The organism is Marivivens donghaensis (assembly GCF_011806565.1).
Lineage (GTDB): Bacteria > Pseudomonadota > Alphaproteobacteria > Rhodobacterales > Rhodobacteraceae > Marivivens > Marivivens donghaensis_A.
Window position 1 is genome coordinate 141,360 of sequence record NZ_JAATOP010000008.1, and the last position, 21,128, is coordinate 162,487.

General features: G+C 62.1%; 27 protein-coding genes and 1 pseudogene. 17 read left to right on the forward strand and 11 right to left on the reverse strand.

The genetic code is table 11. From position 1 onward, the window contains the following. The first annotated feature begins 138 nt into the window (after window positions 1-138). Window positions 139-891 carry a bifunctional demethylmenaquinone methyltransferase/2-methoxy-6-polyprenyl-1,4-benzoquinol methylase UbiE gene (gene ubiE, locus HCZ30_RS12710; RefSeq protein WP_167638671.1) on the forward strand — a complete coding sequence of 251 codons (753 nt, stop codon included), beginning with the start codon at window positions 139-141 and terminating at the stop codon, window positions 889-891. Beyond that, window positions 891-2,426 carry a 2-polyprenylphenol 6-hydroxylase gene (gene ubiB / locus HCZ30_RS12715; RefSeq protein WP_167638672.1) on the forward strand — a complete coding sequence of 512 codons (1,536 nt, stop codon included), beginning with the start codon at window positions 891-893 and terminating at the stop codon, window positions 2,424-2,426. The genes ubiE and ubiB overlap by 1 nt, the downstream gene beginning before the upstream one ends. Here the strand turns inward: ubiB and HCZ30_RS12720 are convergent. Together HCZ30_RS12720 and HCZ30_RS12725 are read right to left on the reverse strand one after the other, a co-directional pair. Next, entirely contained in the window at window positions 2,423-3,040 is a 618-nt protein-coding gene (locus HCZ30_RS12720) for a flagellar hook capping FlgD N-terminal domain-containing protein (protein ID WP_167638673.1), read from the reverse strand. The genes ubiB and HCZ30_RS12720 overlap by 4 nt on opposite strands. Window positions 3,041-3,049: 9 nt before the next feature. Then, complete coding sequence (locus tag HCZ30_RS12725; RefSeq protein WP_167638674.1) at window positions 3,050-4,210, reverse strand: hypothetical protein; 1,161 nt, start codon at window positions 4,208-4,210, stop codon at window positions 3,050-3,052. Between the two features lie 94 nt (window positions 4,211-4,304). On the opposite strand from HCZ30_RS12725, the gene HCZ30_RS12730 reads away from it, so the two are divergent. From HCZ30_RS12730 to HCZ30_RS12755, 6 genes are all read left to right on the forward strand, one after another. After that, window positions 4,305-4,520, forward strand: a complete 216-nt coding sequence (locus HCZ30_RS12730) for a flagellar biosynthesis protein FlgJ (protein ID WP_167638675.1) — start codon at window positions 4,305-4,307, stop codon at window positions 4,518-4,520. After that, entirely contained in the window at window positions 4,513-4,815 is a 303-nt protein-coding gene (locus HCZ30_RS12735; protein ID WP_167638676.1) for a hypothetical protein, read from the forward strand. Before HCZ30_RS12730 ends, HCZ30_RS12735 begins: the two co-directional genes overlap by 8 nt. Before the next feature lie 161 nt (window positions 4,816-4,976). Then, on the forward strand, window positions 4,977-6,461 hold the full coding sequence (locus HCZ30_RS12740) for a flagellin (protein WP_167638677.1): 1,485 nt from the start codon (window positions 4,977-4,979) through the stop codon (window positions 6,459-6,461). Between the two features lie 75 nt (window positions 6,462-6,536). Next, entirely contained in the window at window positions 6,537-6,905 is a 369-nt protein-coding gene (gene flaF / locus HCZ30_RS12745) for a flagellar biosynthesis regulator FlaF (RefSeq protein WP_246212798.1), read from the forward strand. Further along, entirely contained in the window at window positions 6,902-7,303 is a 402-nt protein-coding gene (flbT, locus tag HCZ30_RS12750; RefSeq protein ID WP_167638678.1) for a flagellar biosynthesis repressor FlbT, read from the forward strand. The genes flaF and flbT overlap by 4 nt, the downstream gene beginning before the upstream one ends. Further along, window positions 7,300-8,070, forward strand: coding sequence for a DUF1217 domain-containing protein (locus HCZ30_RS12755; protein ID WP_167638679.1), 771 nt, complete (start codon window positions 7,300-7,302; stop codon window positions 8,068-8,070). The genes flbT and HCZ30_RS12755 overlap by 4 nt, the downstream gene beginning before the upstream one ends. Here HCZ30_RS12755 and HCZ30_RS12760 read toward each other — a convergent pair. Continuing rightward, window positions 8,062-9,378, reverse strand: a complete 1,317-nt coding sequence (locus tag HCZ30_RS12760) for a FliI/YscN family ATPase (protein ID WP_167638680.1) — start codon at window positions 9,376-9,378, stop codon at window positions 8,062-8,064. The genes HCZ30_RS12755 and HCZ30_RS12760 overlap by 9 nt on opposite strands. 79 nt (window positions 9,379-9,457) lie before the next feature. Here HCZ30_RS12760 and HCZ30_RS12765 point away from each other — a divergent pair, with 79 nt between their 5' ends. Genes HCZ30_RS12765 through HCZ30_RS12805 form a run of 9 tightly spaced genes read left to right on the forward strand, consistent with a single transcriptional unit; the run spans window position 9,458 to window position 13,846 of the window. Continuing rightward, window positions 9,458-9,805 (forward strand): flagellar basal body protein, encoded by a 348-nt coding sequence (locus HCZ30_RS12765; RefSeq protein ID WP_167638681.1) that lies wholly within the window; start codon window positions 9,458-9,460, stop codon window positions 9,803-9,805. 3 nt (window positions 9,806-9,808) lie between these two features. After that, on the forward strand, window positions 9,809-10,201 hold the full coding sequence (flgC, locus tag HCZ30_RS12770; RefSeq protein WP_167638682.1) for a flagellar basal body rod protein FlgC: 393 nt from the start codon (window positions 9,809-9,811) through the stop codon (window positions 10,199-10,201). An 11-nt stretch (window positions 10,202-10,212) separates the two neighbouring features. After that, window positions 10,213-10,494 (forward strand): flagellar hook-basal body complex protein FliE, encoded by a 282-nt coding sequence (gene fliE / locus HCZ30_RS12775; protein ID WP_167638683.1) that lies wholly within the window; start codon window positions 10,213-10,215, stop codon window positions 10,492-10,494. Beyond that, entirely contained in the window at window positions 10,491-10,760 is a 270-nt protein-coding gene (locus HCZ30_RS12780) for a flagellar biosynthetic protein FliQ (protein ID WP_167638684.1), read from the forward strand. Before fliE ends, HCZ30_RS12780 begins: the two co-directional genes overlap by 4 nt. Further along, window positions 10,757-11,455, forward strand: coding sequence for a flagellar hook-basal body complex protein (locus HCZ30_RS12785; RefSeq protein ID WP_167638685.1), 699 nt, complete (start codon window positions 10,757-10,759; stop codon window positions 11,453-11,455). The genes HCZ30_RS12780 and HCZ30_RS12785 overlap by 4 nt, the downstream gene beginning before the upstream one ends. 9 nt (window positions 11,456-11,464) lie before the next feature. Beyond that, a complete protein-coding gene (flgG, locus tag HCZ30_RS12790) occupies window positions 11,465-12,250 on the forward strand; it encodes a flagellar basal-body rod protein FlgG (RefSeq protein WP_167638686.1) in 786 nt (261 codons plus the stop codon). Continuing rightward, complete coding sequence (gene flgA, locus HCZ30_RS12795; protein ID WP_167638687.1) at window positions 12,247-12,660, forward strand: flagellar basal body P-ring formation chaperone FlgA; 414 nt, start codon at window positions 12,247-12,249, stop codon at window positions 12,658-12,660. Before flgG ends, flgA begins: the two co-directional genes overlap by 4 nt. Next, window positions 12,647-13,378 (forward strand): flagellar basal body L-ring protein FlgH, encoded by a 732-nt coding sequence (gene flgH, locus HCZ30_RS12800; protein WP_167638688.1) that lies wholly within the window; start codon window positions 12,647-12,649, stop codon window positions 13,376-13,378. The genes flgA and flgH overlap by 14 nt, the downstream gene beginning before the upstream one ends. Before the next feature lie 9 nt (window positions 13,379-13,387). After that, window positions 13,388-13,846 (forward strand): flagellar basal body-associated FliL family protein, encoded by a 459-nt coding sequence (locus HCZ30_RS12805; RefSeq protein ID WP_167638689.1) that lies wholly within the window; start codon window positions 13,388-13,390, stop codon window positions 13,844-13,846. Here HCZ30_RS12805 and HCZ30_RS12810 read toward each other — a convergent pair. From HCZ30_RS12810 to HCZ30_RS12845, 8 genes and pseudogenes are all read right to left on the reverse strand, one after another. Beyond that, window positions 13,834-14,181: a hypothetical protein gene (locus HCZ30_RS12810; protein ID WP_167638690.1), complete on the reverse strand. Its 348-nt coding sequence runs from the start codon at window positions 14,179-14,181 to the stop codon at window positions 13,834-13,836. The two genes, HCZ30_RS12805 and HCZ30_RS12810, sit on opposite strands and share 13 nt — an antisense overlap. Next, on the reverse strand, window positions 14,178-15,227 hold the full coding sequence (locus tag HCZ30_RS12815; RefSeq protein ID WP_167638691.1) for an EscU/YscU/HrcU family type III secretion system export apparatus switch protein: 1,050 nt from the start codon (window positions 15,225-15,227) through the stop codon (window positions 14,178-14,180). Before HCZ30_RS12815 ends, HCZ30_RS12810 begins: the two co-directional genes overlap by 4 nt. Further along, window positions 15,224-15,964, reverse strand: coding sequence for a flagellar biosynthetic protein FliR (locus HCZ30_RS12820; protein ID WP_167638692.1), 741 nt, complete (start codon window positions 15,962-15,964; stop codon window positions 15,224-15,226). The genes HCZ30_RS12815 and HCZ30_RS12820 overlap by 4 nt, the downstream gene beginning before the upstream one ends. After that, complete coding sequence (gene flhA, locus HCZ30_RS12825) at window positions 15,961-18,021, reverse strand: flagellar biosynthesis protein FlhA (protein ID WP_167638693.1); 2,061 nt, start codon at window positions 18,019-18,021, stop codon at window positions 15,961-15,963. Before flhA ends, HCZ30_RS12820 begins: the two co-directional genes overlap by 4 nt. 45 nt (window positions 18,022-18,066) lie before the next feature. Next, window positions 18,067-19,488: a hypothetical protein gene (locus tag HCZ30_RS12830; RefSeq protein ID WP_167638694.1), complete on the reverse strand. Its 1,422-nt coding sequence runs from the start codon at window positions 19,486-19,488 to the stop codon at window positions 18,067-18,069. After that, window positions 19,485-20,354, reverse strand: coding sequence for a flagellar motor stator protein MotA (motA, locus tag HCZ30_RS12835; protein WP_167638695.1), 870 nt, complete (start codon window positions 20,352-20,354; stop codon window positions 19,485-19,487). The genes HCZ30_RS12830 and motA overlap by 4 nt, the downstream gene beginning before the upstream one ends. Before the next feature lie 48 nt (window positions 20,355-20,402). Beyond that, window positions 20,403-20,951: a MotE family protein gene (locus HCZ30_RS12840; RefSeq protein WP_167638696.1), complete on the reverse strand. Its 549-nt coding sequence runs from the start codon at window positions 20,949-20,951 to the stop codon at window positions 20,403-20,405. After that, window positions 20,948-21,128, reverse strand: a pseudogene (locus HCZ30_RS12845) (hypothetical protein); the annotation flags it as partial. The gene HCZ30_RS12840 and the pseudogene HCZ30_RS12845, both read right to left, overlap by 4 nt.

A 21,128-nucleotide genomic window follows, 5' to 3' on the forward strand; every position in this document is an offset into this window, starting at 1 on the left:
CCGTTTTTCAAGCCCCGCAGCATTTGACGCGGGGCATGGGACGCCACATCTACGTGATGGATGCGGCACAAAGGGGGTTTGTCACCACCCCTGAAAGATTATAACCCGTCCCCGACCATCAGAAGGCTTATGTGCGACATGACCGAGACCCCCGAAAACACCACTCACTTCGGTTTCCAGACCGTCAAGGAAGAGGAAAAGGCCGGAAAGGTCCAAGGCGTCTTCACCTCGGTCGCCTCCAAGTACGACATCATGAACGACGTAATGAGCGTCGGCATCCACCGCGTCTGGAAGGACGCGATGATGGACTGGCTGGCCCCGCGCGGCGGTCAGAAGCTGCTCGACGTGGCTGGCGGCACCGGCGACATCTCGTTCCGTTTCCTCAAGCGTGCGGGCCACGGCCACGCCACCGTTTGCGATCTGACCGAGTCGATGCTGGTTGAAGGCCGCAAGCGTGCCGAAGCAGAAAGCATGGCCGAGAGCCTCGACTGGGTGGTCGGCGATGCGATGAAGCTGCCGTTCGCGGACAACACCTTTGACGTCTACACCATCAGCTTCGGCATCCGTAACGTGACCCGCCCGCAGGAGGCGCTGAACGAGGCGTACCGCGTGCTGAAACCCGGTGGTCGCCTGATGGTACTGGAGTTCAGCCAGATCCCGAACGACATGCTGCAAAAGATGTACGACCTCTATTCGTTCAACGTCATCCCGCGGATGGGCAAGGTGATCGCGGGCGATAGCGAGAGCTATCAGTACCTCGTGGAATCGATCCGTAACTTCCCCGATCAAGAAACCTTCCTCGGCATGGTGAAGAACGCGGGCTTCGAGAACGCCAAATACCGCAACCTGTCGATGGGCATTGCCTGCCTGCACTCCGGCTGGAAGATCTGATGCGCGGTCCCCACAATATCTGGCGCCTGATCCGTACCGGCGCGACGCTCGAACGCGCTGGCGCGATGAACCATGCGCTCGACGCTTTTGAGGCCGGTCCGCTGCTGCGCGCCGTGGCCCGCACGCTGGCGTTTCCGTTCCGCTGGCTCGGCTACAAAGGCGACCCGTCGCTGCCCCCCGTATCGCGTGCACTGACGGCGCTCGGCCCTGCCTACATCAAGTTCGGCCAGATCATGTCGACCCGCCCCGACGTGGTCGGCCCCGAGATGGCGAACGAACTGCGCGTCCTCCAAGACGCCCTGCCCCCCTTCCCCGTGGCGATCGCCGAGGAAGAAGTCGAGCGCGAGCTGGGCATCAAGGTCGACGACGTTTTCTCCGAATTCTCCGCCCCCGTGGCCGCCGCGTCCATCGCGCAGGTCCATAAGGCCGTGCTGAAGGACACAGGCGCAGAAGTCGCCGTGAAGGTCCTCCGCCCCGGTGTGGAGAAAGCGTTCCGCAAGGATATCGACGCGTTCTATTTTGCCGCGCAGATGGTCGAATTCCTCTCCCCGTCGTCGCGCCGCCTGCGCCCGATGGAGGTGATCCGCCACTTCGACGGAGTGGTTCAGGGAGAGCTGGACCTGCGGCTCGAAGCTTCCGGCGCGTCCGAATTCGAAGCCAACACGGCGGGCGATACGGGCTTCTCTGTCCCGCCGGTCTTCTGGCACCTATCGTCCCGCCGCGTGATGACGCTGGGCTGGGTCGAGGGCGTCGGCTCCGGTGATAACGACGCGATCGACGCCGCAGGACATGACCGCGCGCGTCTCGGTGCCCGCGTTCTGGAGCTGTTTCTGCTCCACGCACTTCGCGACGGTTTCTTCCATGCTGACATGCATCAGGGCAACCTGAAGATCAGTGAAAACGGTGACATCATCGCCTATGACTTTGGAATCATGGGCAGAATTGATGAATATACACGGCGTGTATACGCTGAAATCCTGTTCGGTTTCATCCGCCGTGACTACCGCCGCGTGGCCGAGGTTCACTTCGAAGCGGGCTATGTCCCTGCCAATCAGGACATGGACGAATTCGCCCGCGCGCTGCGTGCGGTGGGCGAGCCAATATTTGGTATGGATGCCTCGCGCATCTCGATGGGTCGCCTGCTGTCCTACCTGTTCGAAGTCACCGAACGTTTCGGCATGCAGACCCGCACCGAGCTGATCCTGCTGCAACGCACGATGGTCGTTGTCGAAGGCGTGGCCCGTTCGCTCGACCCGCATATCAACATCTGGGAAGTCGCCCAGCCCATCGTCGAGGACTACATCAAGGAAAGCATCGGCCCCAAAGCCGTCATCCGCGATCTGTCCCGCACCGCGCTAGTCCTCGCCCGTTTCGGCCCCCGCCTGCCCGAACTTGCGCAGGCAGCATTGGTGAAGCAGGGCCATAACTCCGGTGACGATGAAGAGAACACTCACCGCCACGGCTGGTGGTTCGTTGGCGGCGCTGCGGCCTCGGGTCTGGTGATCTGGCTTCTGGCGCTTTCGGGCGCGTTCTAACCTCGCAGACCGCTGATCGAGGCGGCGGGCGCTGTTCCGCCGCTTTCGAACACGAGCACCGGTCCGCTGGCGTCGCTGCGGACCTCTACCACCCGCGCATAGACCGACGCTGTGGTCGTCGCGGTCAGGGTGTCCCCTTCGTACGATTCGAGCGCGAAGCTGTGGGTGCCTTGCGCCTCGCCGCTCCAGTTGATCGTGCTGCCCGCCACGCTCACGGGCATCCGCTGCACCTCGAACCCATTCTCATCCCTGACCACAAGGTCTGCGCTGTCCGCCCCTCCGGCGGCTGGCGGGATTTCGACGGTGATCGGCGTGTTCGTATAGGTAACGGTAGTCGGCGCGAGCACCTCCTTGCCCACCATCCCCGCGAAATCCGCGAGCGAGGCAGAGGCCATCAGGTCGGACAGGCCGGTGAGTAGATCGTTGGTCATGACCTGCTGCTCGACCGCAGAGAACGTCGCCAGTTGTACGGCATAGTCCGACGGATCGGTCGGGTTCAGTGGGTCCTGATTCTGGAGCTGCACCGTGAACATCTTGAGAAAGGTATCAAAATCCGACCCGATCTTGGAGCGGGCGGACGGCGTTGTGGGCGTTGTGGCCGAAGTGACTTCCATTGGGGTCTCCTAAATTCGGATATCGATGCCGGTCGTGATGCGTGGTCGCTCTTGCGGCGCGTCATCGTGATGATGTTCTGTCGCCCTTTGCTGGCGTTTCTGCCGTTCGCCGCGTGCCTCGATGTTCACCGACAGGCTGGCAAACCCGCTGCGCACCATTTCGTCACTCAGTACCGGCAGTGCGCGCTGGACAGGTTCGATCATCTGCCGCTCGGTCGTGACCGTGACAATGGCGGAGTCGTCGGCCGTCTCGATCCTGAGCTTCACGGGCGCGTCCTTGCCCTGAGGGATATCGACTTCGATCACGTCGGCAGTTTCCGACGCAATGACGACACCGGGTTCGTCGGGGGTCGCGGCACGAAGGGGGGCAATGTCTGGGGCGGCGGGCACCTCGGTGCGCTGTGCGGGCGGCTCGGACGCTCTGGTTGGCTGGGGGGCGGGTAACGGGAGCGACGGCGTTTGTGGAGCGTCTCGTTCGCGGGGGACGGCAAGCGGGGTATCGGCGCTGGGGTCCTCAGATGACTCTGGAGCGGCGGGTTCTGGGCAATCAGTCTGCTGCTCGGGCATCTGCGTTCCCGATTCGACATGAACTGGTGCCAGCGCAGCAGTTGGTCGCTCGGCTGGAGCGGTTTCGACTTGGGCCGTCTTTTTGACAGGCTGCGGTACGTCATCGTGGACTTTAGACCTGTCCACCGACTGCGTTGCGACCGGCGTGTTCGCCTCAGGTATTTGGGGCGGCGCAACCCTATCCGGCATTAGCGGCTCAATGGTTGGAGGTGCATCGCCAGGTGCCTCAGCATCCTCACGCGGGATCGGCACCTTGGCTGGTTCTGCTGTTTCCGCCGGTGGCTCATCGCTGCACGGCCGAGCAGGGATCTCAGTCAACAGTTGTGACTGTTCGGAGTCCGGCGTTGGTGTCGGTTCGCGGTTCGCCTGTGGGACTTCGGCCACCGGCGCATCAGGTACTTCAGCCTCTTCGACCGCCCCCTCTTCAAGCTTCTCAACGTCAACTTCAACCGCGGCCTCAGGAATAGGCTCAGGCTCCTCGACTTGCACCACTTCCCGCACCAACTCGGCGAAAACCGCTGCGAATTCCGCGCCGCTCTCGACGGGCGAGGCAGCCGATGGAATCGGGCAAATCGGCAGGTCTGGGATTTGAAACGGAATCATCGGGGCTCCTGTGGCTCTCGATTTGATAGCCGATGAAACTTACCGAATATTTACCGCCGCGTTTCATGCTTGCTCGGACAACAAAGGAGTGATCATGCAAATCCCACCGACCGACCTGCGGCTTGCGGCGCAGAAAATCGAGAGCCAATTCCTGTCAGAGATGTTGAAACACACGGGTTTCGGCGGCGAACAGAACGGCGCGGAATTCGATACGTTCATGCGTGATGCCGTTTCGGAAAAGCTCGTCGCGGCTGGCGGAATCGGTCTATCGCAGACCATCCTGACCGCACTGGAGGCCCGAAATGACTGAGGCAGCGCGCGTATTGAAGGCCCTCGCCGCCGACCGCGAGGCGATTATTCACGGACAATTCAATCTAAATCCTGTGGAGTTTGATGCAGCTCTCCTGACCGAGGCCGAAGCCGTGCAGATCAGGAAAGAAGCCGCGCGCAACCTCGCGCTTCTCCAGCGGGCGCAGGCCGGAATTTCCGTTGTGCGTCAGCGACTTGCCGATCTGTCCCTGCTTCAGGAGACGTTTGGCTATTATGATGCCGACGGGCGCAAAATGCCGCGCAAGTCGCGCAAAACGATCGATAGGCAGTCGTAAAATTCGCGGGCCGTTAGGGGAATCTTAGAACCTGACCCGCACAGTCACTTCAGATCCCGAATGGATCGCCGGACACTCCGGACAGTCAGAACGACATTTCACCGAGCCGAACGGCTTTTGGAACACGGGCGCAAAAGCGCCAGCAAAAGGGACTCTGACTCATGTCCAGCATTCTGACCAACAACGGCGCCATGGTTGCGCTGAACACTCTCAAAAGCATCAATAGCGATCTGTCCAAAGTTCAGGACACCATTTCGACCGGTAAGTCGGTGAACTCGGCCAAGGACGACGCCTCGGTCTGGGCGATTTCCAAGGTGATGGAAGCCGACGTGAAGGGCTTCAAGGGCATTTCGGACAGCCTGTCGCTCGCCGAATCGAGCCTCGCGGTTGCGGCGGGTGCGTCCGAGACGGTGACCGACCTGCTCACCGACATCAAAGGCAAGATCGTCGCCGCGCAGGAAGAGAACGTCGACCGCGACAAGATCCAGTCGGACATCAAGGCGCTGAGCGACCAGATCAAATCGGTCACGGGCGCAGCGCAGTTCAACGGCCTCAACTTCCTCGAAGGGTCGGATTCGGTGGAGGTTCTGTCCTCGCTCGACCGCGCTTCGGACGGTACAGTGTCTGTTTCGAACATCGCCATTGACCGTCAGGACCTGACGGCGTCGAAGGGCACGTTCGGCAGCGGGACATCGCTGAACGCGAACGCCACCCCTTCGGATACAGCAGTCGCTTCGGCGGGTAACTCGGCGAATGTCACGATCGCAACCGATGCCGACATGTCCGACAATACGATCAGCATTGATATCGCCGGCACAGTCCTTTCGTTCGCAGCAGGTGATCTGGCGGGCGACCAGGATGCTGCGGCTGCGACCATTACCTCCGCCATCAACGCGCTCGGTATCGAAGGTGTCACAGCGGCTGTAAATGGCGGCACGGCAAACCAGATCGACATCACATCCACCCGCGCGTTCGAAGATGTAAGCCTGTCGGCGACCGGTGCTACTGCCAGCGCGACGGAAATCGCCGAGCGCGCAGAAACCATCGACTTCTCCGCCAGCGCCAGCGTGAATGACGGTGACGGGTATCGCGTGACGATCGGTTCGTCCTCCTACAGCTATGTGGCCGGCAAGGGCGAGACGATGGAGGACGTCGCGAAGGGCCTGAAAGCCGCAATCGACGGCGGCAGCGTTGACGGGGTGTCGACCTCTGTCACTCAGGACGCGACAACAGGCCAATGGACGCTCAAGGTCGACAATGATGGCAGCGGGTCTGCGTCGCTGGGCTTGGGTGTCACCGGCGCGGCTGGCGGCGAAGCGTCTGGCGGTCTATTCGGGCTCGACACTATCGACGTGTCCTCCAAGGACGGCGCAAAGGCTGCGCTGGGCAATATCGACACGCTGATCGCCAATTCGGTCGACGCGGCGGCTGCCTTCGGTTCGGCCCAAGGGCGACTTGAGACACAGTCGGACTTCATCGGCAAGTTGTCGTCCGCGCTGAAGGCAGGCATCGGCAGCCTTGTGGACGCGGATATGGAGGAAACTTCCGCCCGCCTGCAAGCGCTTCAGGTGCAGCAGCAGCTCGGCGTGCAGTCGCTGTCAATGGCGAACCAGGCGCCGCAGTCGATCCTGTCGCTCTTCCGCTAAGGCCGGGGGGAGGGCGCGTAGCCCTCCCCCAATCACGATGAAATCGTGCCATTTCCGTCCCGAAAGGACTTTGCCTTGAACGCCATTATTCAGGCCCGCATGGGCTATGACCCGAAAACCGCCGTCAGCCGCCACCCCCGTTCGATGGAGCGGCTTCTGTTCGGTCAGATCACCTCGCGCCTGTCACGGGCGATTGCGGGGACCCACCGCAAAGCGCTGATCGAGGCGCTGCATGACAACCGCAAGCTCTGGACGACCATCGCGGTCGATATTGCGAGCGACGACAATGGGCTGCCCGATCAACTGCGAGGCCAGATTTTCTACCTTGCCGAATTCACGCACCACCACTCCAGCCTCGTCCTGAAGGATGGCGCCGATCCGGCTGTGCTCGTCGACATCAACCGTGCTGTCATTGCCGGCCTGTCGTCCGAGGCAGCAGCATGAGCGGGCTCGTTCTGAAACTCGGGCCGGGTGAGCGGCTGCTGGTGAACGGCGCAGTGATCGAAAACGGTGACAAACGCTCCCGCATTTCGATCCTGACACCCAAGGCGAATATCCTCCGCCTGCGTGATGCGATCCACCCTGACGAGGCCAACACGCCCGTCCGCCGCGTTTGCTACATCGCGCAGCTTGTACTGTCCGGCGATGCCGAGGAAATACAGGCGAAACGCCAGATCCTCAGCGGGATCGAGCAGCTCAGCCAAGTGTTCTGCGATCACGACAGCAAACAGGCGCTGACCAAAGGGACGAGCGCCGTGCTGGAGGGCGACTATTACAAATGCCTCCGCCATCTGCGTACGCTCCTCCCCCGCGAGGACCGTCTGATGGCGCAATATTCATGAGCTTCCAGCCTGTCGTTCCGCTCTCCGGTTACGGCGGTTGGGTGTTCCTGAACCGGACGCTGGACAAGCAGAAGGACGCCTTTACGCAAAGCGGCGAAGCGGCGCGAAACAGTGCCTATTTCAGCGAAACGATAGGCGGAGTAGAAAGCGCAGAGGAACTGGTTTCCGATCGCCGGTTAATGTCGGTTGCCCTCGAAGCGTTCGGTTTGGGCGACGACATCAATGCCAAAGCGTTCGTGCGCAAAGTCCTCGAAAGCCCGACAGGCGACCGTGAGGCGCTGGCAGGGAAGCTGTCAGACAAACGCTATGCCGCGATGGCCAAAGCGCTGGGATTCGGGGACGGGAAGCCGCTCACAACCGACGGTGTGGCGAACATTGTGGCCCGCTATCAGGACCGCAGTTTCGAGGCCGCGCTGGGCGAGGTCGACAATACGATGCGGATGGCGCTGAACCTCGGGTCCGCATTGGAAGACATCGACAGTTCGGTCGCAAGCGGCGACGGCAAATGGTTCGCCGTGATGGGCAACCCCGCGGTGCGCAAGGTGTTTGAGACAGCGCTCGGTTTTCCGACGAGTTTCGGTGCGCTCGATATCGATCAGCAGCTCGAGCAGTTCAGGGACCGCTCGGAACGGGTGCTGGGAACGTCCGATGTCGCGCAATTTCTGGAACCGGAAGGACAGGAAAAACTACTTCGGATGTTCTTCGTCCGCTCGGAGATGGCCAATCCGTCGGCGGTTCAGTCGCACATTCTGACGCTCTTACGTTGAGCGCCCCTCTAGCGTGCGCCGCAGGTCGGCAAACGCTGTGCCGATGCCGACGGAAGGATAGGAAAGGAACTGCTCCAGACCGTTCCGCAGTTTGATCGCCTTGTCGATTTGCGGATCGCTTCCAGCGGAATAGAGACCGGACTGGATCATCAACTCAGACTGCTCATAGGCCGCCATCAGACTGCGAGCCTCTTTGATCAGCGCATTCTCTGCCTCATTCGCCGCAGCAGGCAAGGCACGCGACACCGAGCGGAGAACGTCGATCGCGGGAAATCTGCCGCGCTCTGCGATGTCGCGGCTTAGAATGACATGTCCGTCGAGGACGCCGCGCAGCATGTCGGCCACAGGTTCCTCCATATCCGAGCCGGCGACGAGCACGCTGTAGATCGCGGTGATGTCGCCTTCGTTCGCGGGGCCGGGTCCGGCACGCTCACACAGGCGGGCGATGGAGGCCGCGGTCGATGCCGGAAAACCACGCAAGTTCGACGCCTCACCACTCGCTGCGGCGATTTCGCGGTGAGCTTCGGCGAAACGCGACACCGAGTCGACGAATAGCAACACCTGCTGACCCAGCGCGCGGAAGTGTTCGGCCACGGCGGTCGCGGATAGGGCGCAGCGCCTGCGCATATTGGCGGACTGGTCGGAGGTCGCTGCAACAACGACCGAACGCGAAAGGCCCTCGGGGCCTAGGACATTTTCGACGAACTCCCGCACCTCGCGGCCGCGCTCACCGACCATTGCAATGACGATCACATCGGCGGCCATGCCTCGGGCGAGGTTGGCGATGAGCGTGGATTTCCCGACGCCGGAGCCCGCGAAAAGACCGATGCGCTGGCCGCGCACGATGGGCAACATGGTGTCGAAAACGGCAAGACCGGTAGGGACCCGCGCACCAAGCGGGCGGCGGGCGTAGGCGTCAGGCGGATTACGGTCGAGAGTGGCCGTGCGCAGCCCGTCCAGCAACGGTCGACCGTCGAGCGGCTTGCCGTCGGGGTCGATCACGCGGCCGATCCATGATGCGTCGGGGCGGAAATGCGACTTTCCACGATGGATGACGGTGTCGCCCAGTTTTACTCCGCGGGTCGGGCCGTCGGTCATCAGGCGAACGTCCGTTTCGAGTCCGATCACCTCGGCTTTGATACGAGCGCTGTCGGTGACGACCTCGACTTGATCGCCGAGTCGCGTGGTGTCGGGCAAACCGTCGACAGACAAGATGCCACCAGAAATCTTCGAGACTATTCCGGCATAATTCTGCACATCTACACGCCGAACTGCCGCCCTGCCGCGTTCAAAAACACTATCTGTCATCATCGCTCCTTTGCCTCTCAACCCCTTCTTAAGGAATCGGGGTTAAGCAGAGGTTGAAGCAATCGAGGGAGAAGCCCCGATGATAGAAAATGCAGCTCTTTTCCGGGTCGCGGGCGCCATGTCGGCCTATGCGGGCAGCCGGCAGAGTGTCATCGCAGAGAACATCGCGAACGCGGATCGTCCCGGATACCACGCAAAAGGTGTGGCGCCGTTCGAGGCGACGATGGAGCGCGGGCTGGCGCTGAAAACGTCCAGCACGAGCCACATGGGCACAGACGAAACCGCCACGACGTTCGATACCGGCGCGGCAGTTGTGCTCGAACAGCAGATGGTGAAGGCGGTCGACGCCCAGCGCGACCACGAAAAAGCGCTGGCCATCTATCGGCACGGGCTGACTGTTCTGCGCACTGCGCTCGGACGGGGGTAAGCCATGTCTGACTTTACCCAAGCGCTTGGCATTTCAGCCTCCGGCATGTCCGCGCAGACCGCGCGGATCGGGCGGCTTTCCGAAAATATCGCAAATGCGGATACGCCCGGATACCACCGCAAGCTGGTCAGCTTTGACGCCGAGGTCCAACGCGGTCAGCAGACCGGACGGATCGAGGTCGGGCGCACGTCGCTCGATCAATCACCGCTGTCGCAGATTTACGATCCCTCGCACCCACTGGCCGACGAGACGGGGCACTACAACGGCTCCAACGTCGATCTGCTGGTCGAAATCGCCGACGCCCGCGAGGCGCAGCGGTCTTACGAGGCCAATCTCAAAATGTTCGAACAGATCAAACAGATGTCCTCGGGCCTGCTTGATCTGCTGCGTCGCTGAAGGAGCACGCTATGGATATCTCTTCACGTTTTGCGACGCAGGCTTACGCCGCCAACAAGCCCGCCACCACGCCCGCGCAAGGCCACGGCGGCACGGTGCTTGGCAAGGCAGAGGATTTTGCCGAAACGCTGCGCGCCAGTGAAACAACGGCCATCGCGTCGATGACAGGCGGCGCGGACGCACACTCGCTGGTGCAGGCGCTGGCGCAGACGGAGCTCGCTGTCGAAGCGGCGGTGACCATCCGCGACAAGGTCGTAGAGGCGTATCAGGAAATCCTGAGGATGCCGGTATGATGAGCGAAGGCGCAATTTTCGACGTGCTGCGCGCGGCGCTCTGGGCCGGCGTGGTGATGTCCGCCCCGCTGCTCGCGGTGTCGCTGGTCGTCGGGTTGGTGATCGGCCTATTTCAGGCGCTCACCTCCATTCAGGAAAACAGCCTCACGTTCGTGCCGAAACTGGTGTGCATCGTCGCGGTGTTCTGGGCCTCGATGGGGTTCATGACGCAGACGCTCGTGTCGCTGTGGCGCGATACGCTGGTGCCGATGATTGCGGGGGCATGATGGACGCGATTACCACAAGCCTGAGCCGTCAGTCCGGTCTGATGACCGAAATGCAGACCATCGCGAACAACATCGCGAACGCGAATACCGCAGGTTTCAGGTCGGCGGGGATCACGTTTTCGGAGTTCCTGAATAGCGCCGGATCAGTCTCTATGTCGGCGGCGCGGGCGCATCATTTTTCGGTCTCGCAGGGCGCTCTGGCGCAGACGGGCGGGACGTATGACCTCGCTATCGAAGGGGACGGCTTCTTTCTGGTCGAAACGCCGGAGGGGCAGCGCCTCACACGGGCAGGGAATTTCACGCCGAACGAGATGGGCGATCTGGTGACGATGGACGGGCATCCGGTGCTCGATAGCGGCGGCGCGCCTGTGTTCGTGCCTATCGGCGCAGGCTCGGTCGGCATCGCGCCGGACGGAACGATTTCGGCAGACGGACAGATCGTCGGGCAAGTCGGTATCTGGCAACCCGCCGACCCGCTGACGATGCGCAGGACCGAAGGCACGCGGTTTGCGGCGGACGGCTATGAGCCCGCCGAGGGCCGCATGGTTCAGGGTTTTGTCGAGCAGTCCAACGTTGATCCGATCCTTCAGATCAGCCGCCTGATCGAGGTCCAACGGGCCTACGAATTGGGCCAGAGTTTCAGCGAGCGCGAGGACGAACGGGTCCGCAATGCGCTCGGCACCATCACGCGATAGGAGATAACCATGCGCGTCCTTGCGATCGCGGCCGCCGGAATGAGCGCCCAGCAAACTCGGGTCGAGGTGATTTCCAACAACCTCGCTAACATGAACACGACCGGCTTTGACCCGCGGCGGGCGGAGTTTGCGGACCTTCACTATCAGCAGGCCGTCAGGCCCGGCACGATCACCGCGAGCGACGGGACGGTGATGCCAACAGGGGTGCAGCTTGGCCTTGGCGTGAAGCCGACCGCCGTGTCCGTGATGATCCAACAAGGCGCGCTGGCCGCGACGGGCGGCGATCTCGACGTGGCCATCGAAGGCGCGGGCTATCTGGAGGTCATGCTGCCGAACGGCACCTCGGGTTACACGCGGGACGGCGCCCTGAAAATCTCTGCCGACGGTCAGATCGTGACGTCGGAGGGATACGCCGTGATGCCAGGCGTTACGCTACCCGCTGACACAAAATCCGTCTCTATTTCAGCGGAAGGTGAGGTCTACGCTCAGTTCGCGGATCGGATCGAGCCGGAACTCCTCGGCCAGTTCAGCCTTGCCATGTTTACCAATCCCAAAGGGCTCGAGGCTACGGGCAGCAACATGTTTGCGGAGACCACGGCCTCCGGTCCCGCGCTTGTATCGACGCCGGGACAGGACGGGTTGGGCGTGCTGCGTCAGGGTTATCTGGAGGATTCCAGCGTGGATGCCGTCCGCGAAGTGACCGATCTGATCGAGGCGCAGCGGGGGTACGAGATGAACTCTAAGGTTATCACCGCCGCCGACCAGATGCTGAGCGCAATGGTGCAGGTCCGATGATCCGTGCGTTGTTATTTTGCCTGACGGCGTCTCCGACGTTTGCGGACACGGTCGTTGCCGCACGAACGATTCCGCCGCGCACTGTGCTGATGGCCGAGGACCTCAAGGAAATCGCGCAGGACATTCCCGGCGGCATCGCGGACGCCGCGTCGATCATCGGGATGGAAGCCCGCGTCGCGCTCTACGCCAACCGCCCGATCAGCGCGGCGAGCCTACGGATGCCTGCCGTGGTCGAGCGCAATCAGGTGATCACGCTGATCTACGATACCGGCGGCATGATGATTTCGACCGATGGACGCGCGCTGGATCGCGCCGGACCGGGGGAGGTGATCCGCGTGATGAACCTCGGCTCGCGCAACACAGTGAGCGCCAAGATCGGCGTGGATGGAGCTGCTTATGTGGGCCGCTAGAATTGCCATCGCCGCGCTTTGCCTGTCGGCCTGCACTCCGCTAGGCCGCATCGGCCAACTGCCGGAAATGTCGCCGCCCGTCACAACGGTCGAGCACACCGCGATGATGACGCCCGCGTTTCCATTCGCCGAGGAAGCCGAACCCTTTCGCCCCGCGCAGACCGCGTCGCTCTGGACGGGCGAGCGCGGATCGCTGCTCGGTGAACGCCGCGCGATGACGCGGGGCGATATCCTGACAGTAGTGGTGGAAATCGACGAGGGCGCGCAGATCAACAACTCCTCCGACCGCTCGCGCCGCGCCTCGCAGGAGATGGAGATCAACGACCTCTTCGGTTGGCCGCAACGCATGGACGAACGCCTGCCCGCCGGCGCGTCGATGGGATCGGCGGTCGGGCTCGGGTCCACCAGTTCCGCGCGGGGTGACGGCTCGATCCGGCGGAGCGAGAAACTGACACTCCGCGTGGCAGCGACCGTGACGGACGTGATGCCCAACGGCGTGCTCGCAATCCAAGGGAGCCAGGAGGTCCGTGTCAATTTCGAGATGCGAGAGCTGCTGGTGTCCGGCTTCGTGCGGCCCATCGACATCAGCCGCCAGAATGAAATTACCTACGACAAAATCGCCTCCGCCCGTATTTCCTACGGCGGCGAGGGGCAGATTTCGGACATGCAGCAACCGCGTTACGGCCAGCAGATCGCCGACGCGCTGCTACCGTTCTAAGGGGGCGAAATGCGGCTTCTGATACCCGTTCTGTTTTTCATCATCGGCATCGCGGCGGGCACGTGCGCGGGGTATTTCCTGAGCTCGGACGAGGCACCGCACGAGGCCGCCGAGGAGCACGCCCCTGACGAGGAGCACGAAACCACCGCCGCCTACGCCAAGCTGAACAACCAGTTCATCGTGCCTGTGGTCGAGGATGCCGAGATGCGGTCGGTCGTCGTGCTTTCGCTGTCTTTGCAGGTGCCCGAGGACGAAAAGGATAGCGTCTACGCGATGGAGCCAAAGCTGCGCGATGTCTTGTTCTCCGCCCTGATGGAGCACGCGAACCTTGGCGGATTTTCGGGCAACTTTACGAGCTCGGACAAGATGCGCACGCTGCGGCAGGTCCTGAAAGAGGCTGCCGAGGTCGTCCTGCCTGACGCGATCGAGGACGTATTGATCCTCGACATCGCGCGTCAGGACGTGTGATTTCGCCGTTTTAGACTTTGATTTTCGATCAACTTCTTCACCGCCTGCTGCTTGCCAAGCGCGGTGGACAGCCCGGTGCGCGCTCGCTCCTTTGCCGCGAGGACTCGGCTAAGTTCGATGTTCAGCGCGCGGCGGGTTTCGGCAATCCAGCTCTGCCATTTCAGATCGGCACCGGCCAAAGCGAATGGCGAAATTCCGTCTGGCGTGGGCGCGGCTTTCAGCTCGGCCAGCCTCTGGCGCAGGTGCTGCTCCTGCCGGTTAAGATCCGTTACCTTTGCCATCTCGGCGGCATAGACCGCGTCGGTGAGCTGTTGCAGTTTGGACAGGTTTTTCATCGCGCTCGCTTCTTCAGGGCGTCGGCAAACCGGATCGCGGCGGCGACAGCGCGGTAGTGGTCTGGACGGATCGGCTCGCCGACTTTGACTGTCGCATAAAGCGCCCGCGCCGCCGGAGGGTCGGATCGCACCGGCACTGCGTATTCGGCGGCCAGTTCGCGGATTTTCGCGGCGACTTCGTCGACCCCTTTCGCCACGCAGATCGGCGCTTGGCCGGACGCTTTGTCCCACTTCAGCGCGACCGCGTAGTGCGTCGGGTTCACGATCACCACATCCGCCGACGGCACGTCCGCCAACATCTTGTTCATCGCGATATCGACGGCCTTTTGGCGGCGCTGCTGCTTGAGCTGCGGATCGCCTTCGCTTTCCTTGGTTTCGTCCATCAACTCCTGACGGCTCATGCGGTTACGCCGGTGCAGTTCGGCCCGTTGCCACATGAAATCGACTACGCCGATTACCCCAGACAGCACGATCACAGCGGCAAACGCCTGCGCCGCGAGCCACATCATCGCGCCAACTGCCTGTGCCGGAGTCATCCAGATCGACCGTGTGATGTCAGGCAGCCCTCGGGCAATGACGACGGCCAGAACGGCACCGTAGAGCATGAGTTTGGCCGCGCTTTTCGCGAACTCGAACAGCCCTGCCCGCCCGAATTTCTGCTTGGCGTTCTTGAGCGGATTGATGCGGTCGGCCTTGGGCGCAAGCTTGGTCGGCGCGAATATCACGGCGCGCTGGGCAAATAGCGCCAGCGCCGACGTGAGCAGCGGGACCAGAAACCAAGCGAGTGTCGGGAGGGCCGTTTGCCCCAAAAGCCGCCCCAGCAGCGGTCGATCAATCTCGGTCCACCCAGCGGTTTCGATCAGCACCATGAACATAGTGCCGAGGTAACCAAAAGACGCCCCAATGGTCACGAGCATCGCGATCAGCAAGCCGCCCCAAGACGCCGCGGTGACGAGGTCGAGCGATTTGGCGACCTCCCCGCGCTTTCGGGCATCGTCGAGCCGCTTTTGCGATGGCTCGAACTGCTTGTCGTCGTCCTCGCTCATGGGGCGAGCATCCGATCCAGCGTTTCGATCCAGAGGCCGAGGATCAGCGGCGCCATGAGAATCAGGAGGAATATACCGCCAAGCATACTCACGGGCGCGCCGACGATCGTCAGGATGAACTGCGGCATCGCGCGGTTCATGAAACCGATTGTGAGGTTATAGAGGAACGCGCCGATCACGAATGGGGCGGCGAGCGAAAAAGCAAGGGCGAAGGTAGAGCTGATCGCCTCCAGCCCCGCCTGCATCATGGTATCGGCCGAGATCAGATCGCCTACAGGCGCGATCTGGTAGGTCGCGATCAGGTAGGCGGCGAGCTTCACATGCAGGCCCAGCGCACAGGCGAGCGCGAGGCCGGCGACGCGCAAAATCTGACCCGCGACGGGCAACGGCTCGGCGCCAGCGGTGTTGCCGAACAGCTGCGACAGAGACATCGACTGCCCAATAATCGTGCCCGCAGTTTCAAGAGCGATCACCACGAGGCGCAGAAGAATACCCCAAAAGAGGCCGTTCAGAGCCTCGACAATAATGGTGATGATTGCCTGATTTAGAGTCTGTTCTGCTGGGATCTGCACGATGGACCAAAGCGTCACCGTGTAGGCCAGCGCGATCCCGAGGCGGATGCGAACGGGCAGCGTCATTTCTCCGAATGCGGGGGCGAGGGCGATGCAGGCACCGATCCGCGCGAAGAGGATCATCGCCGCCCAGACCGCCTCCGCCCCGATATCGGCAAGCGTCATGCGGGCACCAGACCGACGAGCGCGGGTTTGGCGGAGAGGCCGATTTCCTCGAAGCTGATGACGGGGTTCGACACGCCCCGCGCGGTGAGGATCGTGCGCAGGAACCGCCGCCGTCTGGCGTTGGTGACGATGGCCGCTTGAACACCATTGCCCGCGATTTCAGACGCCTTTTCGGCGATAGACGTGCCGAGTTGGTTGAACACATCGGGCGGCAGGGCCACATCGGCACGCTCGCCCGCGATCTGGTAGCGGGTGAACGTGTCCTCCCACTCCTGCGCGAGCTGGATCAGCGGGAGCGTTCCGTCGCTGCGTTTGTATTCCGCGATGATCTGGAAGCCGAGCCGCTGGCGCACGTATTCGGTCAGCATTTCGGGGGTGCCGTAGGTGGCGCGCCCCTCGGAGATCGCCTCAAGGATCAGCGGCAGATTGCGTATGGAGACCTGTTCCTCCAGCAGTAACCGCAGGACACTTAGCAACAAATCGGTCGGCACACGGTCGGGGATCATGTCGTTCAGGAGCCGCTTGTTCGCTTCGCGCCGCGTGCCATCCGACAGGTTCACCATCTCGTCCAGAATACGGGCCAACGCCCGCTGGCTCATGAGGCGCGGGAAATTGCGTTTGATAATTTCAAGGAGATGCGTGGCGAGCACTTCGTTCGGGAGCACGGTCGTCAGCCCCTCGATCAACGCGGTGTCCTGATCCTGCGGCGCGATCCACCGCGCGGGCGCGCCGTAGACCGGTTCAGTCACTGTTTCACCGGAAACGGGCGGGTTTGTGCCGTCGGGGAGCAGCGCCAGAATACGTCCGGGGCGCAGTTGGTCGGTCGCCTGCTCCACGCCCTGAATGCGGATCGCGTAGTGACCATCGGGCAGCATTGCGCTGTCGGTCATCCGGATTTCCGGCAGGATCAGGCCGTACCGCGTCGCGACGTGCTGGCGCATACTGACAATCCGCGCGTCGAGGCCCGTCACGGGATCAAGCACCATTTCGATCAGATCGGGCGCGAATTCCACGTGGATGTCGTCGAGGTCCAGCATATCGCCGAGCGACGCTTCGGGCGCTGGCAGGTTTTCTTCGGGCGCATCGGGTTCGGCGGGTTTCGAGCGGGCAAAATAGGCGCAGGCGCCGAGGACACCTGCGCCGACGATAAAGGGGATGAACGGCAGGCCCGGCACAAATGCGAAGAGCAACATGAGCATCGCGACCGTCGCCAAGGCGGCAGGATGTTTGCCCAGCTGTCCCACGAGCGCGATATCGGTCGCCCCCTTGGACCCGCCACGCGCCAGCAGCAGCGCAGAGGCGATGGAGATGACGACCGCGGGGATTTGACTGACCAATCCGTCGCCGACGGTGAGGATCGCGTAGGTCTCGAGCGCTTTGCCAATCGGCATTCCGTGCAGCGCGGTGCCGATGATCATGCCCATGACGAGGTTGAGACCGGTAATCAAAAGGCCCGCCACGGCATCGCCTTTGACAAACTTCGATGCGCCGTCGAGCGAGCCGAAAAACGTCGTCTCCGCCTGTTCGACCTCGCGGCGGTGGCGCGCCTCGGCATGGTCGATCGCGCCTGCGCTCATGTCGGCGTCGATGGCCAGCTGCTTGCCAGGCATAGCATCAAGGGCAAAGCGCGCGCCGACCTCTGCCATGCGGGTCGCGCCCTTGTTGATGACCACGAAATTCACGATCAACAGGACAGAAAATACGACGAGGCCCAGCAAAACAGAACCGCCCATGACGAAATAGGCGAACCCTTCGATCACCTGCCCCGCCGCGCCGGTGCCTGTATGTCCCTGACCGATAATCAGCTTCGTGCTGGAGACGTTGAGCGCAAGACGCAGCATGAGGGAGGCCAGCAAAACCGTGGGGAAGGCCGAGAAATCGAGGGGCCGCTCGATGAACAGCGTCACTGTGAAAATCAGGATCGCGAGCGCAAAGGATGCAGCCAGCCCGATATCAAGAATGATCGCAGGCACGGGCAGGATCATCATGACGATGACCGCCATCAGCGCGAGCGCGAGGAGAACGGTAGGCCGGAACAGGGTCGAGATCTGGGTCATATTCGCAATTCTTGCGGTTATGATCCGACGCTAATGCCCAAAGGTTTACAATTCGTTTGCGGCGGCAAACCCCATGCGATGGAGGCGCTCGTCGACGATGCTCTGCAAGCGCGGCGGCAGGTCTTTAAGCGTGAGCGCGACCGTCAAGAACTCGGCGTCATTGGCGGTGTCAACGAGGGCTCGGACGACTTCGGGGAGTGCCGCGCTTGAGGCGACACTGAATGCCTGCGCATAGAGGCCCGACTGACTGGCAAGTTCCGCGAGTTGACTGATTTTCTCGGTATATTCGGGGGTACGGCGGATGGTGAAGGCATAAGCCGCGAGCGCCTCGAAATCGCTTGCCGATATTTGAGGCTTCACCGCAAAGAAAAGATCGAAGGCTTCGCCTGCTTGATCGCTATCTAGTGCGGCCAGCAACAGGGACTTTGCCCCTGACAGATCCCCTAGACCGAGCGCGAGCCTTGCGCGGGCCAGCTTTGTCGGCTCAGGCGTCATCGCAATGATCGCAGCAGCAGCGGACAGGTCCTGAACGTCGATCAAGCTGGCGGTCAGGCGGTCGCTAAGCGCGTTGCGCAGATCGGACGACAGGCTCCGAAATGCTCGCTGGATGGCTGCGGCGTCAGAGATTTGCGCACCGGACGCGGCCGCCCAGAGGTGCGCGTCGTCGCCGCATGATGACTGGGTGGTGAGAGAGCTATGACTGGTTAGCAGCGCAGTGATGATGACTCGGGTTGCAGGACTTGTGGCCAAAGACTCCGCCTCTTCGGCCAAGCCGTAGTAGAGGTAGGTTCTCGCGAGTGCCTCGCGTGCCTCATCGTTCAGGCTGTCGAACCCTTCGGCCATGTGCGATATCGCGTTTTCCACGTCAGCCTGAAACTCGCCCGTTCCCCAAGTCGCGACATCAAGGGCACCGTCGGGCAAGCAGCCGGTGCGATCCGCATAAGGGTCAGTGCGGGTTCCAAGGGCATCCTGATAGGTAATTCCGGCTGAGTTGGTGTCGGATTTCAGGTTAGTAAGCGGATCAATGAACGCAGCAGACGCCGCGCGTGCGATGTTGGCGGCGAAAATCTGTTGCTGCATGGGTGGCAATTCGAGCGGCGCTGGTGGACGCTCGGCCACAATCGGTAGGGTGATCACAGCAGACTCGCGGATGTCGATGATGAGATTACCGTCTTCTGTGTCAGCGAACGCCTGACAGTGACACCCAAGGGTGAGGCGAAGCGTGTCCTCTCCGCTCACTGCGGCTAAACGGGTGCGGTCGATGCGGGTGTAGATCTGGCGGGTATCGAAGTCGCTTCCGATGATCGTGAGTTCATAGTCCGCGCCGCGATTGACCAAGTCCCATTCCCGCGCGCCGATTGGAATGACCAGCCGCGTGAAAGCACCGTGCTCGCCGCTCCAGACGGGGAGCGTGTCGGCATTCGCGGACGTGCCCCACAGCGCCAGACAGAGCCAAAGCCACCTCATGCGGCTTCCTGTTTAAGGGTGCGGAGGGCCTCGTCGACCTCATTAAATTCGGGGCGCGCGTGGCCGGGGACGTTCTGACGACCAACCTCGATGCAGATATTCGGCGCGTGATTGTGAAGGTTGGCGACGAGCACTTCCCGGATCAGCTGGTAAAAATGCCCATCCTCCGCAACGACCTGCTTCAATCGCGCGGCGAAGGGGCCGATCAGCCCGTAAGCGAGGAACACGCCAAGGAACGTGCCGACAAGCGCGCCGCCGATCATCTCGCCCAGAATTTCGGGCGGTTTGTCGATCGAACCCATCGTCTTAATCACCCCGAGCACCGCCGCGACGATTCCCAAAGCGGGCAGCGCATCGGCCACGGATTGCAGCGCGTGGGTGGAGTGTTCGGCATCGTGGCGCGCGGTCTCCATGCGCTTGTCGAGCACCTCTTCGACCTGATGCGGATCGTCGTAGTTCATGGAGGCCGAGCGGAATGTGTCGCAGATCAGCGCAACTGCCTCTCGGTCGGCCAATATCTTGGGATAGCGGGCAAAAATCGGCGAATCCTGCGGGGTCTCAATATGCGCCTCCAGCGCAACGGGACCGGTGCGACCAACGCGGATCAGTTCGTAGAGTAGGCAGAGCAAATCGCGGTAATCGGCGTGTTTCCAATGCGGCCCCTTGAACACTTTGGCCACGTCCCGCGCGGTGTGTTTGATGCCAGATAGGTCATTCGACAGCACGAAGGCCCCCAGCCCCGCGCCGCCGATCATGATCATCTCGTAAGGCAAGGAATGCAGGATGATCTCCAGATGACCACCGGCGAGCGTGTAGCCGCCGAAAACCATGACGAAGATCAGGACAATGCCGACGACACCAATCATAGAATCACACCCGTTATGAACTCGGGGATATGAGTGGCACAGCAGGTGTTAAGGACGGGTAAGCGCCTCGTCCACGGTCACATTGGTGAACCGCCCCGCCAGCACAGCAGAGATCGTGTAGGCCGTTTCGGGGGACAAGCCCGACATAATCGCCGCGGCGGCATCGGGGCGCATCCGCGCGAGGAAACCGGCGGCAAAATCAGGGTCCATCGCGGTGAATAGTGCGGTAGCGTCGCGCGGTTTCATGTTCTGATAGACCTCCGTCAGACGCGCGAGGTCGTTTTCCACGGCGTTGTCAGCAAGGTTCAGCATGTCCTCAAGGCTGGCTTTGGTCGCTTCCATCTCCGCGATGTAGGCGGTGAGCGCCTCTTCCTCTTCGGCGATCTCGCGGGCGCGGGTGTTCAGGATGTCCTCCCGCTGATCAAGGCGGTCACTGCGGTCGTTCAATGCGGCAAGCACTTCGGGCGTGGTGTCAACGCAGGTCTCCGCCTCGTCCGCGAGTACGGCGGGGATTTGAATGCCGCCGGACAGACGCAACGTGCCCGAGCCGATCAGCAGAATCGACAATGCCAGCAAGAGCCGCGGGGAGCGTTTCATTGCTGATGACCCGAGAAAAACGCGCTCATCGGTTTTTTCGGCTGCTCCGGCAAGTCGTGCATCGAGGCAAGCAGCAACTCCAGACGGGACGCCGCAGCCTCCGCCCGCTGGCTGACGTCCGACAGGCGCTCGACGCTATCCTTGGCCGAAACGCGCGCGTTCTGGAGGGCGGTCGTC

Bases quoted from the DNA above. Each gene is read 5' to 3' on its own strand.
- HCZ30_RS12730 (WP_167638675.1), top strand. From the start codon at position 4,305: ATGCAAATCCCACCGACCGACCTGCGGCTTGCGGCGCAGAAAATCGAG.
- HCZ30_RS12820 (WP_167638692.1), bottom strand. From the start codon at position 15,964: ATGACGCTTGCCGATATCGGGGCGGAGGCGGTCTGGGCGGCGATGATC.
- HCZ30_RS12810 (WP_167638690.1), bottom strand. From the start codon at position 14,181: ATGAAAAACCTGTCCAAACTGCAACAGCTCACCGACGCGGTCTATGCC.
- HCZ30_RS12760 (WP_167638680.1), bottom strand. From the start codon at position 9,378: ATGACAGATAGTGTTTTTGAACGCGGCAGGGCGGCAGTTCGGCGTGTA.
- HCZ30_RS12735 (WP_167638676.1), top strand. From the start codon at position 4,513: ATGACTGAGGCAGCGCGCGTATTGAAGGCCCTCGCCGCCGACCGCGAG.
- flgH (WP_167638688.1), top strand. From the start codon at position 12,647: ATGTGGGCCGCTAGAATTGCCATCGCCGCGCTTTGCCTGTCGGCCTGC.
- HCZ30_RS12765 (WP_167638681.1), top strand. From the start codon at position 9,458: ATGATAGAAAATGCAGCTCTTTTCCGGGTCGCGGGCGCCATGTCGGCC.
- ubiB (WP_167638672.1), top strand. From the start codon at position 891: ATGCGCGGTCCCCACAATATCTGGCGCCTGATCCGTACCGGCGCGACG.
- ubiE (WP_167638671.1), top strand. From the start codon at position 139: ATGACCGAGACCCCCGAAAACACCACTCACTTCGGTTTCCAGACCGTC.
- HCZ30_RS12720 (WP_167638673.1), bottom strand. From the start codon at position 3,040: ATGGAAGTCACTTCGGCCACAACGCCCACAACGCCGTCCGCCCGCTCC.
- flgA (WP_167638687.1), top strand. From the start codon at position 12,247: ATGATCCGTGCGTTGTTATTTTGCCTGACGGCGTCTCCGACGTTTGCG.
- HCZ30_RS12815 (WP_167638691.1), bottom strand. From the start codon at position 15,227: ATGAGCGAGGACGACGACAAGCAGTTCGAGCCATCGCAAAAGCGGCTC.
- HCZ30_RS12840 (WP_167638696.1), bottom strand. From the start codon at position 20,951: ATGAAACGCTCCCCGCGGCTCTTGCTGGCATTGTCGATTCTGCTGATC.
- HCZ30_RS12785 (WP_167638685.1), top strand. From the start codon at position 10,757: ATGATGGACGCGATTACCACAAGCCTGAGCCGTCAGTCCGGTCTGATG.
- HCZ30_RS12780 (WP_167638684.1), top strand. From the start codon at position 10,491: ATGATGAGCGAAGGCGCAATTTTCGACGTGCTGCGCGCGGCGCTCTGG.
- HCZ30_RS12755 (WP_167638679.1), top strand. From the start codon at position 7,300: ATGAGCTTCCAGCCTGTCGTTCCGCTCTCCGGTTACGGCGGTTGGGTG.
- HCZ30_RS12805 (WP_167638689.1), top strand. From the start codon at position 13,388: ATGCGGCTTCTGATACCCGTTCTGTTTTTCATCATCGGCATCGCGGCG.
- motA (WP_167638695.1), bottom strand. From the start codon at position 20,354: ATGATTGGTGTCGTCGGCATTGTCCTGATCTTCGTCATGGTTTTCGGC.
- flhA (WP_167638693.1), bottom strand. From the start codon at position 18,021: ATGACCCAGATCTCGACCCTGTTCCGGCCTACCGTTCTCCTCGCGCTC.
- HCZ30_RS12830 (WP_167638694.1), bottom strand. From the start codon at position 19,488: ATGAGGTGGCTTTGGCTCTGTCTGGCGCTGTGGGGCACGTCCGCGAAT.
- fliE (WP_167638683.1), top strand. From the start codon at position 10,213: ATGGATATCTCTTCACGTTTTGCGACGCAGGCTTACGCCGCCAACAAG.
- flgC (WP_167638682.1), top strand. From the start codon at position 9,809: ATGTCTGACTTTACCCAAGCGCTTGGCATTTCAGCCTCCGGCATGTCC.
- HCZ30_RS12725 (WP_167638674.1), bottom strand. From the start codon at position 4,210: ATGATTCCGTTTCAAATCCCAGACCTGCCGATTTGCCCGATTCCATCG.
- flgG (WP_167638686.1), top strand. From the start codon at position 11,465: ATGCGCGTCCTTGCGATCGCGGCCGCCGGAATGAGCGCCCAGCAAACT.
- flbT (WP_167638678.1), top strand. From the start codon at position 6,902: ATGAGCGGGCTCGTTCTGAAACTCGGGCCGGGTGAGCGGCTGCTGGTG.
- HCZ30_RS12740 (WP_167638677.1), top strand. From the start codon at position 4,977: ATGTCCAGCATTCTGACCAACAACGGCGCCATGGTTGCGCTGAACACT.